The organism is Arthrobacter sp. LT660 (assembly GCF_056172845.1).
The window spans coordinates 288806-303483 of the sequence record NZ_CM149651.1 but is presented as its reverse complement, the minus strand read 5'-3'; the positions used below and the strand labels follow the sequence as shown (position 1 = coordinate 303483).

12 protein-coding genes and 1 pseudogene are annotated in these 14678 nt (G+C 69.3%); 2 read left to right on the top strand and 11 right to left on the bottom strand.

The window, feature by feature from the left end:
• Positions 1-158 precede the first annotated feature (158 nt).
• The gene (gene moaA / locus AC0QSG_RS01380; protein WP_475377258.1) at positions 159-1226 is read left to right on the top strand and encodes a GTP 3',8-cyclase MoaA; all 1068 of its coding nucleotides are present in this window, start codon (positions 159-161) and stop codon (positions 1224-1226) included.
• Complete coding sequence (locus tag AC0QSG_RS01375) at positions 1227-1505, top strand: MoaD/ThiS family protein (RefSeq protein WP_475376409.1); 279 nt, start codon at positions 1227-1229, stop codon at positions 1503-1505.
• Positions 1506-1511: 6 nt separating this feature from the next.
• On the opposite strand, the pseudogene AC0QSG_RS01370 reads toward AC0QSG_RS01375, so the two are convergent.
• The 11 genes and pseudogenes from AC0QSG_RS01370 to infB all read right to left on the bottom strand — a co-directional run bounded on the left by AC0QSG_RS01370 (position 1512) and on the right by infB (position 14644).
• Positions 1512-2984: pseudogene (locus AC0QSG_RS01370) on the bottom strand (alanine/glycine:cation symporter family protein).
• A gap of 119 nt (positions 2985-3103) precedes the next feature.
• The gene (locus AC0QSG_RS01365) at positions 3104-4510 is read right to left on the bottom strand and encodes a M16 family metallopeptidase (protein WP_475376408.1); all 1407 of its coding nucleotides are present in this window, start codon (positions 4508-4510) and stop codon (positions 3104-3106) included.
• Positions 4511-4524: 14 nt separating this feature from the next.
• Entirely contained in the window at positions 4525-6759 is a 2235-nt protein-coding gene (locus AC0QSG_RS01360) for a polyribonucleotide nucleotidyltransferase (RefSeq protein ID WP_435725916.1), read from the bottom strand.
• Between the two features lie 267 nt (positions 6760-7026).
• Positions 7027-7296 (bottom strand): 30S ribosomal protein S15, encoded by a 270-nt coding sequence (gene rpsO / locus AC0QSG_RS01355; RefSeq protein ID WP_435725914.1) that lies wholly within the window; start codon positions 7294-7296, stop codon positions 7027-7029.
• A gap of 134 nt (positions 7297-7430) precedes the next feature.
• Positions 7431-8228: a class I SAM-dependent methyltransferase gene (locus AC0QSG_RS01350; RefSeq protein WP_475376407.1), complete on the bottom strand. Its 798-nt coding sequence runs from the start codon at positions 8226-8228 to the stop codon at positions 7431-7433.
• Complete coding sequence (locus AC0QSG_RS01345) at positions 8221-9168, bottom strand: bifunctional riboflavin kinase/FAD synthetase (protein ID WP_435725910.1); 948 nt, start codon at positions 9166-9168, stop codon at positions 8221-8223. Before AC0QSG_RS01345 ends, AC0QSG_RS01350 begins: the two co-directional genes overlap by 8 nt.
• Positions 9169-9277: 109 nt before the next feature.
• The gene (locus tag AC0QSG_RS01340; protein ID WP_435725908.1) at positions 9278-9736 is read right to left on the bottom strand and encodes a hypothetical protein; all 459 of its coding nucleotides are present in this window, start codon (positions 9734-9736) and stop codon (positions 9278-9280) included.
• Positions 9733-10107 (bottom strand): hypothetical protein, encoded by a 375-nt coding sequence (locus AC0QSG_RS01335; RefSeq protein WP_475376406.1) that lies wholly within the window; start codon positions 10105-10107, stop codon positions 9733-9735. Before AC0QSG_RS01335 ends, AC0QSG_RS01340 begins: the two co-directional genes overlap by 4 nt.
• 56 nt (positions 10108-10163) lie before the next feature.
• Positions 10164-11072 carry a tRNA pseudouridine(55) synthase TruB gene (gene truB, locus AC0QSG_RS01330; RefSeq protein WP_435725905.1) on the bottom strand — a complete coding sequence of 303 codons (909 nt, stop codon included), beginning with the start codon at positions 11070-11072 and terminating at the stop codon, positions 10164-10166.
• A 118-nt stretch (positions 11073-11190) separates the two neighbouring features.
• Positions 11191-11661: a 30S ribosome-binding factor RbfA gene (rbfA, locus tag AC0QSG_RS01325; RefSeq protein ID WP_435725903.1), complete on the bottom strand. Its 471-nt coding sequence runs from the start codon at positions 11659-11661 to the stop codon at positions 11191-11193.
• 100 nt (positions 11662-11761) lie between these two features.
• Positions 11762-14644, bottom strand: coding sequence for a translation initiation factor IF-2 (gene infB / locus AC0QSG_RS01320; protein ID WP_475376405.1), 2883 nt, complete (start codon positions 14642-14644; stop codon positions 11762-11764).
• Positions 14645-14678 lie beyond the last annotated feature (34 nt).

The window sequence follows — 14678 nt, the reverse complement described above, 5'->3', positions numbered from 1 at the left end:
AACCATCCTACGGCGGCGCCCTTTGACGCCGGTGGCGGAATGCCTGGCCGGGACGCGGCTTTCACTGTCCCCGCCCCGCACGGTGCACTACGCTCGATCCCATGGAACAGAGCCCCGAAACCCCAGGATCTGGCGTCGCCGCGGCGGTGTCGCTGGGCATGCCGGGCCTACCGAAGGCCCTGCAGGCCGCACCGGAAGGCGACATGCGGCTCGTGGACCGCTTCGGCCGCGTCGCCACCGACCTGCGCGTGTCGCTCATCGACAAGTGCAACCTGCGCTGCACCTATTGCATGCCGGCCGACGGCCTCGCCTGGCTGCCCAAGGAACGGCTCCTGACGGCCGCGGAGATCCGGCGAATCGTCCGGATCGGAGTGGACACGCTCGGCGTCAGGGAACTACGGCTGACCGGTGGCGAACCGCTGGTGCGGCACGATTTGGTGGACATCATCGCCGGACTCCGCGAGGACCACCCGGACCTTCCGATTTCGATGACCAGCAACGGCGTCGGCCTCGCCGAGAAGGCGGCCGCACTGGCCGCCGCCGGGCTCAGCCGCATCAACGTCTCGCTGGACACGCTCCATGCGGAGTCATTCGAGCGGCTGGCCCGCCGCAACTTCCTGTCCCGGGTCATCGAGGGCATCGACGCGGCCGCCGCCGCCGGGTTGGCGCCGCTGAAGATCAACGCCGTCCTGATGCGCGGAATCAACGACGTCGAGGCGCCCGAGCTGCTGGCTTGGTCTTTGGAGAACGGATACGAACTCCGGTTCATCGAACAAATGCCCCTGGACGCCGACCACGGCTGGCGCAAGGACAACATGGTCACGGCGGAGGAGACCCGCGAATTGCTTCGCCGCGACTATGTGCTGACCGTCGACGGCGCCGACCGCGACGGCGCCCCCGCCGAGAAGTACACGGTCTCCGCCAAGTCCGAGCCCGGCGTCGTGCTGGGCACGGTGGGGATCATCGCCTCGGTGACCGAGCCGTTCTGCGCCGACTGCCGCCGGACCCGCATCACGGCCGAGGGCAAGGTCATGAGCTGCCTGTTCTCGCGCGAGGAGACGGACCTGACCGCGCTGTTGCGCTCCGGCGCCAGCGACACGGAGGTCGCGGACCGCTGGCGCGCCGCCATGTGGGCAAAGCCGCGGGCCCACGGCATGGACCACGTGGGCCTCGGGGCCGACGACTTCGTTCAGCCCGACCGCTCCATGAGCGCGATCGGAGGCTAGATGCGGATCCGGTACTTCGCCGCCGCGGCGGCCGCCGCGGGCGTGCGCGACGAAACAGTGCACCTCGCGCGCATCGCGGCCGACGGCGGCACGCTGGACGCGCTCGTTCGCCATCTGGCGGCCGAGCACCCGGCCCCGTCGGCGCGCAACGCGCCGACGCTGGCCCGGGTGCTCGAACGCTCCAGCCTTCTGGTCAACGGTGTGTCGGCCAAGAACCCGCGGAAGCCGCTCGCGGACTCCGACGAGGTCGACGTCCTGCCCCCCTTCGCCGGCGGATAGCCGACGCTACATCTTGTGGCTTGAGCCGAGCACGTTGCCGGCCTTCCACTCTTCCCAACCCGGGCGTTCGGCCATGAACGCCTCGATCTCCTCCTTGGAGGCCTCCAGCTTGGGGTCGTGCTTGAGGTAGTGCCGGGTTTCCCGGGCCACCATGCCCGAGAGCAGCAGCAGGCCGATCAGGTTCGGCAGGGCCATGAGGCCGTTCATCATGTCGGAGAAGTTCCAGACGACGGCGAGCTCGACGGTGCAGCCGATGTACACCACCAGCGAGAACAGCATCCGGAACGGCATGACGGCGCGGCGTCCGAGCAGGCGCTCGACGTTGCGTTCGCCGTAGTAGGACCAGCCGAGAATGGTGGAGAAGGCGAACATCACCAGGCCGATGGTGACGATCCAGTGACCCCATTCGCCCGGCAACCCACTCGTGAACGCCTCGCCGGTCATCAGTGCCGCCGAGATCTGTTCGCCGGATGCGTCCGTCTGGTTCCAGACCCCGGTGGTGATGATCACCAGGCCGGTGCAGGTCACGACGATGATCGTGTCGATGAACGTCTGCGTCATCGAGACCAGACCCTGGCGCACCGGGTGTGTGGTCTGCGCGGCGGCGGCCGCGATGGCCGCCGAGCCCATGCCGGACTCGTTGGAGAATATGCCGCGGGCCACGCCGTACTGCACGGCGATGATGATCGCGGAGCCGGCGAACCCGCCGACGGCCGAGGTCCCGGTGAACGCGTCGGTGAAGATCAGTCCGATGGCGGCCGGCAGCCCCGTGATGTTGGAGATCAGGATGTAGATCGCGCCCGCCACGTAGAAGATGATCATGACCGGCACGAACGCGGCGGTGACCCGGCCGATCGATTTGATGCCACCGACCAGCACGATTATCGCGCCGACAGTCAGGACCAGCCCGGTCAGCTAGGTGGGGATGGAGAAGCTGTTCTCCAGGTTGCTGGAGATCGAGTTGCCCTGGGTCATGTTGCCGATGCCGAAGCAGGCGATGACCGCGAAGACCGCGAAGGACAGGCCCAGGATCTTGCCCAACGGACCCGGGATGCCCCGCTCGAGGTAGTACTGCGGACCGCCGGACTTCTCCCCCGCCGCATCGGTGCCGCGGTAGCGGACGCCGAGGTACGCCTCGGTGTACTTGGACGCCATGCCGAGCAGGCCGGTGACCCACATCCAGAACAGGGCACCGGGACCGCCGATGCCGATGGCGGTGGCGACGCCCACGATGTTGCCGGTGCCGACGGTCGCGGCCAGTGCCGTGGTCAGCGCCTGGAACTGCGAGATGTCCCCCTCGGCCCCGGGGTCCTTGCGCCGGAGGATGCCCAGCCTCAGCGCTGCGCCGAGCTTCAGGAATTGCAGGCCCCCCAGCCTGATGGTGAGGTACAGTCCGGTGCCCAACAGGAGCGGGATCAGCAGGAACGGTCCCCAGACCACGCTGCTGATGTCGCCCAGGATGGTGGCGAGTGTTTCCATGTCTTATTTCACCCAAAGCCTCTCGGTGCGGTGCTGGTATCGTAGCCGCGTTCGCGACTCCTCCAGCATCGACCCAAACACCTTTACCGACCGACTTCGTGACGGCAAACACGGAGCTGTTACATACCGAAATCGGCCGGACTGTCGAACGGGCCGACCACCGTGACGGTTCGCGGACGTCCGGCCAGTTCGCGGGCCAGTTCCCGGACCTGGTCCGCGGTGACCGCCTTGATCCGCGCGAGCGAATCGTCGATGTCGTGGAATACGCCGGTGACCAGTTCGGCCCGCCCCAGCCGGGACATGCGCGAGCCCGGGTCCTCCAGCGCCAGGACCATGCCGCCGGATAGCTGGCCCACGGCCTTGCGGAGCTCCTCGTCGCTGATGCCGTGCTCGGCCAGCTGGTCGAGTTCGTGGCCGAGCAGCCGGATGACCTGCCCGGTCTTGGCCGGCGAGCACCCGGCGTACATGCCGAAGTAGCCGGCGTCCGAGTAGGCCGCGGAGAAGGAATAGGTCGAATACACCAGGCCGCGCTTCTCGCGGATCTCCTGGAAGAGCCTGGAGGACATTCCGCCCCCCAGCACGGCGTTCAGGACGCTCATGGTGTAACGGCGCGCGTCGGTCGCCACGATACCGGGACAGCCCATGATGATGTTGGTCTGCTCCACGGGGCGGCGGACGACGTCGACCGTGTGCTGTCCGCGGATGGCGGCGGGCTCCGTGGCGCGCCGCGGCTCGGGGCTCGCGCCCTCCTCGAGGCTCCACCCGGCCGTGACGAGGGCGTCCATGACCTGCCGGCAGACGTCGTCGTGGTCCAGGGACCCCGCTGCGGTGACCACCAGCTCGCTGGGCTTGTAGTACCGCGCGTAGTGGTCCACGACGGAGGCGCGGGGAACGGCCATGATGGCCTCGGGGGTGCCGCCGATGGGGCGCCCCAGGGGGTGCTCCCCCAGCACGGCGGCGACAAACTTTTCGTGGGCGACATCGCCTGGGTCGTCGCCGTCCATGGCGATCTCCTCGAGGATGACGTCGCGTTCCTGCTCGAGCTCGTCCGGGTCGAGCACCGCGGAGGTGACCATGTCGGCAATGACGTCGATGGCCAGCGCGAGGTCCGAATCGAGAACACGCGCGAAATAGCAGGTGTTTTCCTTCGCGGTGGCCGCGTTGGATTCGCCGCCGACCTCGTCGAAGGCCGAGGCGATCTCCAGCGCCGTGCGGCGGCTGGTGCCCTTGAACAGCAGGTGCTCCAGGAAGTGGGTCGAGCCGTGTTGGCCATCGGCCTCGTCGCGCGAACCGACACCGATCCAGAATCCGATCGTGGCGGAGCGTTGTCCGGGCATGGCCTCGGTCAGGACCCGGACCCCGCCGGGGAGGACGGAGCGGCGCACCAGCGCCCCTCCGGCCTCCCCGTGCAGGATCGTGGGGTCCCCGGCCTCGATGGGGGCGTGCGCTCCGATTTCGGGCACACGCCTGCCCACCGGGGCCGGGGACATTCCCGAGCCGTTGAGCGGCAGAGGAATCATTGCCATCGGTGGTTGCTTACCTACTCCGCGGCGTCCACGGAGACGGCGGCTTCCTCGGCGACAACCGGGGCGAGCGAGAGCTTTCCGCGGTCGTCGACCTTGGTGATTTCCACCTGGAGCTTCTGGCCCACGGACACGACGTCCTCGACGTCGTCCACGCGCTTGCCCCCGGAGAGCTTGCGCAGCTCCGAGATGTGCAACAGGCCGTCCTTGCCCGGGGTGAGCGAAACGAACGCACCGAAGGTGGTCAGCTTCACGATGGTTCCGAGGTAGCGCTCGCCGACCTCCGGCACCATCGGGTTGGCGATGGCGTTGATCGCCGAGCGGGCGGCCTCCGCGGATTCGCCGTTGGTCGCGCCGATCAGGACCGTGCCGTCGTCCTCGATCGAGATGTCGGCGCCGGTGTCCTCCTGGATCTGGTTGATCATCTTGCCCTTCGGGCCGATGACCTCGCCGATCTTGTCCACCGGGATCTTCACGGAGATGATGCGCGGGGCGAACTCGGAGAGTTCGTCCGGCGTGTCGATCGCCGAGTTGATGACGGAGAGGATGTGCAGGCGCGCCTCTCGGGCCTGCTTCAGGGCCGCCGCCAACACGGAGGCCGGGATGCCGTCCAACTTCGTGTCCAGCTGGATCGCCGTGACGAACTCGGAGGTGCCGGCGACCTTGAAGTCCATGTCGCCCATGGCGTCCTCGGCGCCCAGGATGTCGGTCAGCGCCGCGTAGCGGGTCTGGCCGTCTACCTGGTCGGAGACCAGGCCCATGGCGATGCCGGCGACCGGCGCACGCAGCGGCACACCGGCGTTGAGCATCGACAGCGTGGAAGCGCAGACGGAGCCCATCGAGGTGGACCCGTTGGAGCTCAGCGCCTCGGAGACCTGGCGGATCGCGTACGGGAACTCCTCGCGCGACGGCAGCACCGGCACGAGGGCACGCTCCGCGAGGGCGCCGTGGCCGATTTCGCGGCGCTTCGGCGAACCGACGCGGCCGGTCTCGCCGGTGGAGTACGGCGGGAAGTTGTAGTTGTGCATGTAGCGCTTGCGCGTCACCGGCGACAACGAGTCGATCTGCTGCTCCATCTTGAGCATGTTCAGCGTGGTGACACCCATGATCTGGGTTTCGCCGCGCTCGAAGATCGCGGAGCCGTGCACGCGCGGCAGCACCTCGACCTCGGCCGTGAGCTGACGGATGTCCGTCAGGCCGCGGCCGTCGATACGGATCTGGTCCTTGAGGATGCGCTGGCGCACCACCTGCTTGGTGACCGCGCCGAAGGCCTTGGAGATTTCGCCGGCACGCGCCTCGAACTCCTTGCCCTCGCCGGCCAACTGCGCCACAACCTCGTCGCGGTAGGCGCCGGAGGCGTTGTCGCGGTCCTGCTTGTCCGCGATGGCGAAGATCTCGGTCAGCTTGGCCGTGGCCAGCGACTCGACCGCGGCGAACGCGTCGTCCTCGTAGTCCTTGAAGACCGGGAACTCGACGGTGGGCTTGGCGGCGCGGCCGGCCAGGTCCGACTGCGCGTCGCACAGCACCTTGATGAACGGCTTGGCGGCCTCGAGGCCCTCGGCGACGACCTCTTCGGTCGGTGCCGTGGCGCCGCGCTCCTTGATGAGCGTCCACGAGTTGTCCGTGGCCTCGGCCTCGACCATCATGATCGCGACGTCGTCGCCGGCGATGCGGCCAGCGACAACCATCGAGAACACGGCGTTCTCCAGCTGGGAGTGCTTCGGGAAGGCGACCCACTGGGCACCGTTGCCGTCGTCGACCAGTGCGACGCGGACGCCGCCGATCGGGCCGGAGAACGGCAGGCCGGAAAGCTGGGTGGACATCGAGGAGGCGTTGATCGCCACGACGTCGTAGAGGTCGTCCGGGTTGATGGACAGGATCGTCACGACGACCTGCACCTCGTTGCGCAGACCCTTGACGAAGGCCGGGCGCAGCGGGCGGTCCATCAGGCGGCAGGCCAGGATGGCCTCCGTGGACGGACGTCCCTCGCGGCGGAAGAAGCTGCCCGGGATGCGGCCGGCGGCGTACATGCGCTCTTCCACGTCCACGGTCAGCGGGAAGAAGTCAAAGCCCTCGCGGGGGTGCTTTCCCGCGGTGGTGGCGGAAAGCATCGAGGTGTCGTCGTCGATGGAAACGAGCGACGCGCCGGCGGCCTGCTGGGCAAGGCGGCCGGTCTCGAAGCGGATGGTGCGCTGACCGTAGCGGCCGTTGTCGATAACGGCTTCGGCAAACTGGATTTCGGGACCCTCCATGGAGAGTCACCTCCGTTTCTTTGGTTGCGGAGGCAACCGGCATCTTCTCCGGGTCGACCGGAGGCTGCACCCGGTCTTCGATCGAGGCCCACGGGCGCCCCGGCGTCATGCCGGATTCCCGTGGACCACTACCGAGGACCGCGAATGCGTGTGATGCGGATTGGCTCCTGGTGTTTTGCTGATTCGGTGGCGGGCGTGTTGCCCCCACCGGGGCCGAGGCGTCCCCCCGCCGGATTCACCGGCCGGAGGGGCGCCCCAGGGGTCGTGCTAGCGGCGCAGGCCGATGCGCTCGATGAGCGCGCGGTAGCGTCCGATGTCGGTGTCCTTCAGGTAGCCGAGCATACGACGACGACGTCCGACGAGGGCCATGAGGCCACGGCGGGTGTGGTGGTCGTGCTTGTGCGACTTGAGGTGTTCCGTCAGATCGAGGATGCGACGGGACATCACGGCAATCTGGACCTCCGGCGAACCGGTGTCGCCTTCGTGCGTGGCGTAGGCCTTGATGATTTCCGTTTTTACAGCGGCGTCGAGGGCCACATGAACTCCTAGAGTTGTACCGCGAACAAAGAACAACCGTTGCCGGAAGGATGCCACGCAACCGCGGACTGCAGCGGGCACCGTCGTCAAGTCTAGCACCGGGAGCCGTGCCGGCTGCCACCGTCCGCCGTCCGCTAGAGCCTGACGGAGCGCCAGGCATGGGTGCGGTACGGCAGTCCCAACGGCTCGTCCGGATGGTGTCCGAGGTGCTCGAGGAGATACCAGCGCAGGTTGGCCTCGACCTTCTCACGGACGGTCTCGGCTGCCCGCAGGTAATAGCTGCGGCTGCGGGCCAGTCCCAGCAGGTCCTCGGGAACCACCGACTGCTCCCACTGGATGTGCAGGGGCTCGGGTTCCGTGAATTCGGGTCCGATGCGGGGGCGGAACCCGGGGCGGTGGACGTCGCCCGCGTGCATGATGCGGCTCAGCCGGTGGACCCACGGCACGGTGACGTCCAATTGGTTCCAGACCAGCGACAGGATACCCGAGGGACGCAGGAGCCGTGCTGCCTCCGTCGACGCCTGCTCCGGGTCGACCCAATGCCAGGCCTGCGCACACAACACGACGTCGAAGGCCGCCGCAGCCAGCCCGGTGGCCTCGGCGGTGGCCTCCACGGTCTCAACCCCGGGGAGCTTGCGCCGCAGCCGGCCCAGCATGTCCGCGGACGGATCGACGGCCGTGGCGGCCAACCCGCGGGCCACCACGAGTTCCGTGAGGATGCCCGTGCCAGCTCCGATGTCCACGGCGTCGCGGGCTCCGTCCGGCAGCATGAAGTCGACCGCCGCTTCCGGATAGGAGGGCCGCACCGCGTCGTAGTGTTGGGCGCCGGCGCGGAACGCGGCGCCGAACTCGCGGCGCGCGGCCTCGCCGATCTCCGGGGCCCGTCCGGGGAGGTTGGGGACGGTGCCGCCGGCGGGGCGTGCCTCAGTCACCGGCGAGTACGGCGCGCGCGTGGACGACGTCGTCGCGCATCTGGTCAACCAGGGCCTCTACCCCGCGGTAGGCCACCATGGGACGAAGCCGGGCGACGAACTCCACGACCACCTGCTGGCCGTACAGGTCGAAGTCCTCCACCGATTCGGCCGGGCGGTCGATCACGTGCGCCTCCACCTGGCGGCTCACGCCCTCGAACGTCGGGTTCGATCCCACGGAGATGGCGGCGGGCCAGCGGACCTCCGCCTCATCCACGAGCCATCCGGCGTAGACCCCGTCGGCCGGGATGATGCCGGATGCGTCCGTGGAGAGGTTGGCGGTGGGAAACCCGAGCTCGCGTCCGCGCGCCGCGCCGTGTACAACCTCGCCGCGCATCCGGTGTGGACGCCCGAGGATGTCGCCGGCCAGGCGCACGTCGCCGTTCACGAGTGCCTCGCGGATCCAGGTGGAGGACCAGCGGCGATCCTCTCCGATGTCGTCGATGCCGATGACCTCGAACCCGTGCCGCACCCCCAACTCGAGCATCGTGGCGAAATCGCCTTCGTTCGCGCGGCCGAATCTGACGTCGTGTCCGACGACCACGGCCTTGGCCCCCAGCCGGTCCACGATCAGGTCCTTCACGAACTCCTCGGCGGAGGCCTGCGCGAATTCGAGGGTGTAACGAACCATCAGCAGGGCGTCGATGCCCGTGGCCGCGAGGGAGTCGATGCGGTCCTCGACGCCCATGATGAGCGGCGGACACGTCTCCGGCCGGTGGACCTGCGCCGGGTGGGGGTTGAAACTGATGGCGACGGCGGATGCCTGGTGCCCCCGCGCCTCGGCGACCAGTGTTCCGAGCACTGCCCGGTGGCCGCGGTGAACGCCGTCGAAATTGCCGATGGTGACCACCGACGGTCCGTAACCCGCGGGCACTGCCTCCAGGCCTTTCCAGTAGTGCACTGCGCTCCTTCGTGGGTCGGACATGCGGGGCGGCGGTCAGACGCCTGTTTCATTATGGCCGATCGGGGCCCGCGGACACATTCGGCGCCCCGCCACCGGCGGTTTTCCGTCAGTGGCGCACCGGGCGGTGGCGGAAGAGCCACCACAACCCGACCACGGGCAGGACGAGCGGTATGTAGCCGTATCCGGACCCGAACCCGGACCACACGGAGGCGTGCGCGAAGTGGCCGGGGATCGTGAGCGACAGGACCCCGACCACCACGACGCCGATCAACTCGACCGACACGGCGGCCACGGACCAGGCCCACGTCCTCCGGCCGCTGCCGGCGAGCGTAACGGTCGCCAGGATGTACACCAGGCCGGAGAAGAGGCTGAGCGTGTAGGCCAGCGGGGCCTCGTCGAACTCGGCCAGGATCTGGTAGACGGCGCGGACCGTCGCCGCGAGCGCCAGGATCCCGTAGACGGCCACGATGATTCGCCCCAGCCCCGTGCCGCGGGTCGCCTCCCCCGGCCCGCCGGTCTGTTCTGGCCTGCCCCGGGAGGCCGCGGAGATGATTCTCCTGCTCATGCCGGGCCCCCTCCGTCCCAAATCTGTTCCATGCGGTAAAGCATCACGAAGACCGTGGCCCCCGCGGCCGCGAGCACCACGTTGGACCACCGCGACCTGTCCGAGACCGCCCAGACGAACGCCAGGATCGGGAGCAGCAGGGCGGTCGCCACGTACCCCCAGAACTCCCAGGGCGCGCCCGCAAGCGCCTCTCCCTGGGCCTGCCGGACGGCCGCGGCAATGCCGTAGACCACCAGAAACAGCTCGACGGCGGCAACGCCGAGAATCGCGTAGTCGTCCGGGTGGTCGCGGATGATCGCCGCAACCACGCCGAGGACCACCGACAGGGCGCAGACAATGGCCCCGGCAATGAAGAGGCCGTCGACAATCACGGTGTGGAACCTTTCGTGGGTGGGGGGTGGCGTAGGACGTGCGCGGGCGGCCGGGATCAGGCGGTTGCGAAGACGATCTCGGGCTTCGCGGCGTCGCCCTTGTTCTTCAGGAGGGCGACCAGTCCCCCGCCCGGCGCGAACGCCGCCGTGACGGCCGGGTCCGGATTCGGCGCGACGCGTCGGCCGAAGGAGAGCTCGGTGGTCTCCTCCGTCGTCAGCTCCCGGTTAGGGAACAACGCGCGGGCGGCGTCGTCCAGCGGAAGCATGACGAGGTCCTCGGCCAACTGCTCCATGGTGCGCGCCCGGTCGATCCCGTACGGGCCCACCTCGGTGCGGCGTAGCGCGGTCAGGTGGCCGCCGACACCGAGCACTTCGCCGAGGTCTCGCGCCAGGGCCCGGATGTAGGTGCCGGAGGAACACCCGACCGTGACGTCGACGTCGAGCACCTTGCCGGCGCGCTCGCGGCGTATGTCGTGCACCTCGAAGCGGGACACGGTCACGGGCCGGGCGGCCAGCGACACGTCCTCGCCCTTGCGGACCCGCGCATAGGAGCGTACGCCGTCGACCTTGATGGCACTGACGCTCGAGGGAACCTGCGAGATGTCGCCGGTGAGGCCCGCGACGCCGGCGGCGATCATGTCCTCGGTGACGGCGGCGGCGATGCGTGCCTGCAGGATCTCGCCCTCCGCGTCGTCCGTGACGGTGCTTTCCCCCAGGCGGATGGTCGCCTCGTACGTCTTGGCCGCGCCCACGATGTAGGTGAGCAGCCGCGTCGCCTTGTTGACGCCTACGACCAGCACCCCGGTCGCCATGGGGTCGAGCGTTCCGGCATGGCCGACCTTCCGCGTTCCCGCGAGCCGCCGGGTCCGGCCAACCACGTCGTGGCTGGTCCACCCCTGCGGCTTGTCGACGATGACCAGACCGGAGCCTGCGCTTTCCGGCGTGCTGCCGCGACCTGTTTTCACGCACCCCAGTATAGGTGCACCGGCCACTCCACCCGTCGACGCGGGGTTCGCGGTCCGGAAAACAACGAAGTCCGACCCCGGGGCTGTCCCCGGGGCCGGACTTTGGCGTTGATTCGGGCTACGCCCGTACGTCGCCGTCCGCGGCTTCGCCGTCGGAGTCGAGGTCGTCGTCCTCGTCCCGCTTGTACGGGTCGGCCTCGCCCGCGTGGCGGGCTCCCTGTGCGAGGGCCGCCACCTCGGCGTCGCGTTCCTTGGCGGCCCGAAGGACCTCCTCGAGGTGCGAGGCGTTGACCGGAATCTCGTCGGCGACGAACTCCAGGTCCGGAGTCAGCCGAACGGTCACGTTGCGGCCGACCTCCTTCCGAAGCACGCCCTTGGCTTTAGCCAGCGCCGCACGGGCGCCTTCCTTGGCCTCGTCGTCACCGAAGACGGTGTAGTAGATGGTCGCGTGCTGCAGGTCGTTGGTCACACGTGCGTCGGTGACGGTGACGCCCTCGACGCGCGGGTCCTTCACGACCTTGCCCAGAGACTGGGCGACGACGACCTTGATGCGTTGCGCGAGCCTGGCCGCGCGGGCCGGATCGGCCATGGTCCCTCCTTAGGGAATGTCTGTTTTTCGAAAACTACCAGTGACGACGACGGCGGACACCACCGTGGCGGTGTCCGCCGTCGTCGGCGCACTCGGACCGTTAGACGCGCGGCTTCTCGCGCATCTCGTACGTCTCGATGAAGTCGCCTTCCTTGACGTCGTTGAACGATCCCAGACCGATGCCGCACTCGAAGTCCGTGCGGACCTCGGTGGCGTCGTCCTTGAAGCGCTTCAGCGAGTCAACGGTGAGACCCTCGCCGATGACCTTGCCGTCGCGGGTGACGCGCGCCTTGGCGTTGCGTCGGATGACCCCGGTCCGGACGATCGAGCCGGCGATGTTGCCGAACTTGGACGAGCGGAAGACCTCGCGGACCTCCGCCGATCCGAGCTGGACCTCTTCGTACTCGGGCTTCAGCATGCCCTTCAGCGCCAGCTCGATGTCATCGATGGCTCCGTAGATGACCGAGTAGAAGCGCATGTCGACGCCCTCCTTGTCGGCCAGGTCGGCAACGCGTTCGGCCGGCTTGACGTTGAATCCGATGATGATCGCGTTGTCCACGGTCGCCAGGTTGACGTCGTTCTGGGTGATGGCGCCGACGCCGCGGTGGATGACCCGCAGCTGCACGCCCTCGCCGACGTCGATCTTGAGCAGGGAGTCCTCGAGGGCCTCCACGGCACCGGAAACGTCGCCCTTGAGGATGAGGTTGAGGGTGTCGATCTTGCCGTCGGCGACGGCCTGGTCGAAGTCCTCGAGCGTGATGCGCTTGCGGCGCTTGGCGAGCTGGGCGTTGCGGTCCGCCGCCTCGCGCTTTTCGGCGATCTGACGCGCGGTGCGCTCGTCGGAGGTGACCAGGAACGTGTCGCCGGCACGGGGCACCGTCGACAGGCCCAGGACCTGGACCGGACGCGACGGCCCGGCGACCTCGAGGGTTTCGCCCTTCTCGTTGAACATCGCACGGACGCGGCCGTGCGCCTGGCCGGCGACGATCGTGTCACCGACGTTCAGCGTTCCGGACTGCACCAGGACGGTCGCGACGGCGCCGCGGCCCTTGTCCAGATTGGCCTCGATCGCGATGCCGCGGGCGTCCTTGTTCGGATTGGCCCGCATGTCCAGCGCCGCGTCCGCGGTGAGCAGGACGGCGTCGAGCAACTCGTCGATGCCCTCGTTCCGCAGCGCGGAAACGTGGACGAACATGGTGTCGCCGCCGTACTCCTCGGGAACCAATCCGTATTCGGTGAGCTGGCCCTTGACCTTGTCCGGGTTCGCGCCCTCCTTGTCGATCTTGTTCACCGCGACGACGATCGGCACGTTGGCAGCCTGGGCGTGGTTGAGCGCCTCGACGGTCTGCGGCATCACGCCGTCGTCCGCCGCGACTACCAGAACCGCGATGTCGGTGACCTTCGCGCCACGGGCACGCATGGCGGTGAACGCCTCGTGGCCCGGGGTGTCGATGAAGGTGATGGCGCGGTCGGTGGACTCGTGTTCGTGCTGGACCTGGTAGGCACCAATGTGCTGGGTGATGCCGCCGGCCTCGCCCTCGATGACGTTGGTCTTGCGGATCGCGTCGAGCAGGCGAGTCTTACCGTGGTCGACGTGGCCCATGACGGTCACGACCGGCGGACGGGACATCAGTTCGTCGTCGTCCTCGTCCTCGAGCTCCTGGTCGAGGTCGATGTCGAAGGAGCCGAGCAGCTCGCGCTCCTCGTCCTCCGGCGACACGACCTGGACCTTGTAGCCCAGTTCGACACCGAGCACGTCGAACGTCGCCTCGTCCAGTGACTGGGTGGCCGTGGCCATCTCGCCCAGGTGGAACAGAACGGTGACGAGCGCCGCGGGGTTCGCCTCGATCTTGTCGGCGAAGTCCGTGATGGACGCGCCGCGACGCAGGCGGATGACGGTTTCGCCGTTGCCGCGCGGAACGCTCACGCCGCCCAGCGACGGAGCGCTCATCTGCTCGAGCTCCTGGCGCTTCGCGCGCTTGGACTTGCGCTGCTTGCCTCGGCCGGCGCCTCCCTTGCCGAAGGCGCCCTGCGTGCCGCCGCGGCCGCGGCCTGCGCCGCCCTTGAAGCCGCCACCGCCGGCCGGGGCTCCACCCGGGGCGCCGCCGCGACCGGGGGCACCGGGACGTCCGCCGGCGGGGGCCGCCGGGCGCTCGGTGCGGTTGGGCATCATGCCCGGAGTCGGACGCGGACCCCCCGGACGGGGGCCGCCCGTGCCGGCGCCGGCAGGGCGCGGACTGCCCGGACGCGGGGCTCCGGCGCGCGGGGCCCCGCCCTGGCCGGCCGGCGGACGGGGACCGCCGGTGCCGGCGGCACCCGGACGCGGGGCGCCGCCGCGCATGCCCTGCTGCGAGGAGAACGGGTTGTTGCCCGGGCGGGGAGCGCCCGGACGGGCGCCGGGACGCGGCGCTCCGGGACGGGGCCCGCCGGGGCGATCTTCGCCGCGCATGCCCTGCTGCGAGGAGAAGGGGTTGTTGCCCGGGCGCGGGGCGCCGGGCTTGCCACCGGGCGCCGGACGGGATCCGGGCCGCGGAGCCTGGGAACGCTGTTCGCCTGATTCCCGTGCCTCCGGCTGTGCCGCCAGCGCCTCGGGAGATGCCGCGGCGGGCTTGCTGTCCGGCTGCGCAGGGGTCGCCTGCGGCGCCTGCGACGCGGGGGCGGCCGGTGCGGCGGGGGCCGGAGCCGCGGGGGCGGCCGGTGCGGCGGGGGCCGGAGCCGCGGGGGCGGCCGGTGCCGCAGGTGCGGCCGGCGAAGCCGCTGGCGTCGCGGGTGCTGGTTTGCCTGCCGGCTTCTGGCTGGCGGGCGAAGCGCCAGCGGACGAGCCGCTGGCGGGGAAGGCGTTGCGGAGTTTCCTCACGACCGGCGCCTCGATGGTCGAAGATGCGGAGCGGACGAATTCGCCCAGTTCCTGCAGTTTCGCAACTGCGTCCTTCGAAGTGATGCCGAGCTCTTTGGCGAGCTCGTGTACGCGGACCTTGGCCACATTTCTCCTGTCTCGGTCCGCCCCGCACTCACTT

Bases quoted from the DNA above. Each gene is read 5' to 3' on its own strand.
- AC0QSG_RS01340 (WP_435725908.1), bottom strand. From the start codon at position 9,736: ATGAGCAGGAGAATCATCTCCGCGGCCTCCCGGGGCAGGCCAGAACAG.
- moaA (WP_475377258.1), top strand. From the start codon at position 159: ATGCCGGGCCTACCGAAGGCCCTGCAGGCCGCACCGGAAGGCGACATG.
- AC0QSG_RS01360 (WP_435725916.1), bottom strand. From the start codon at position 6,759: ATGGAGGGTCCCGAAATCCAGTTTGCCGAAGCCGTTATCGACAACGGC.
- AC0QSG_RS01365 (WP_475376408.1), bottom strand. From the start codon at position 4,510: ATGGCAATGATTCCTCTGCCGCTCAACGGCTCGGGAATGTCCCCGGCC.
- rbfA (WP_435725903.1), bottom strand. From the start codon at position 11,661: ATGGCCGATCCGGCCCGCGCGGCCAGGCTCGCGCAACGCATCAAGGTC.
- AC0QSG_RS01375 (WP_475376409.1), top strand. From the start codon at position 1,227: ATGCGGATCCGGTACTTCGCCGCCGCGGCGGCCGCCGCGGGCGTGCGC.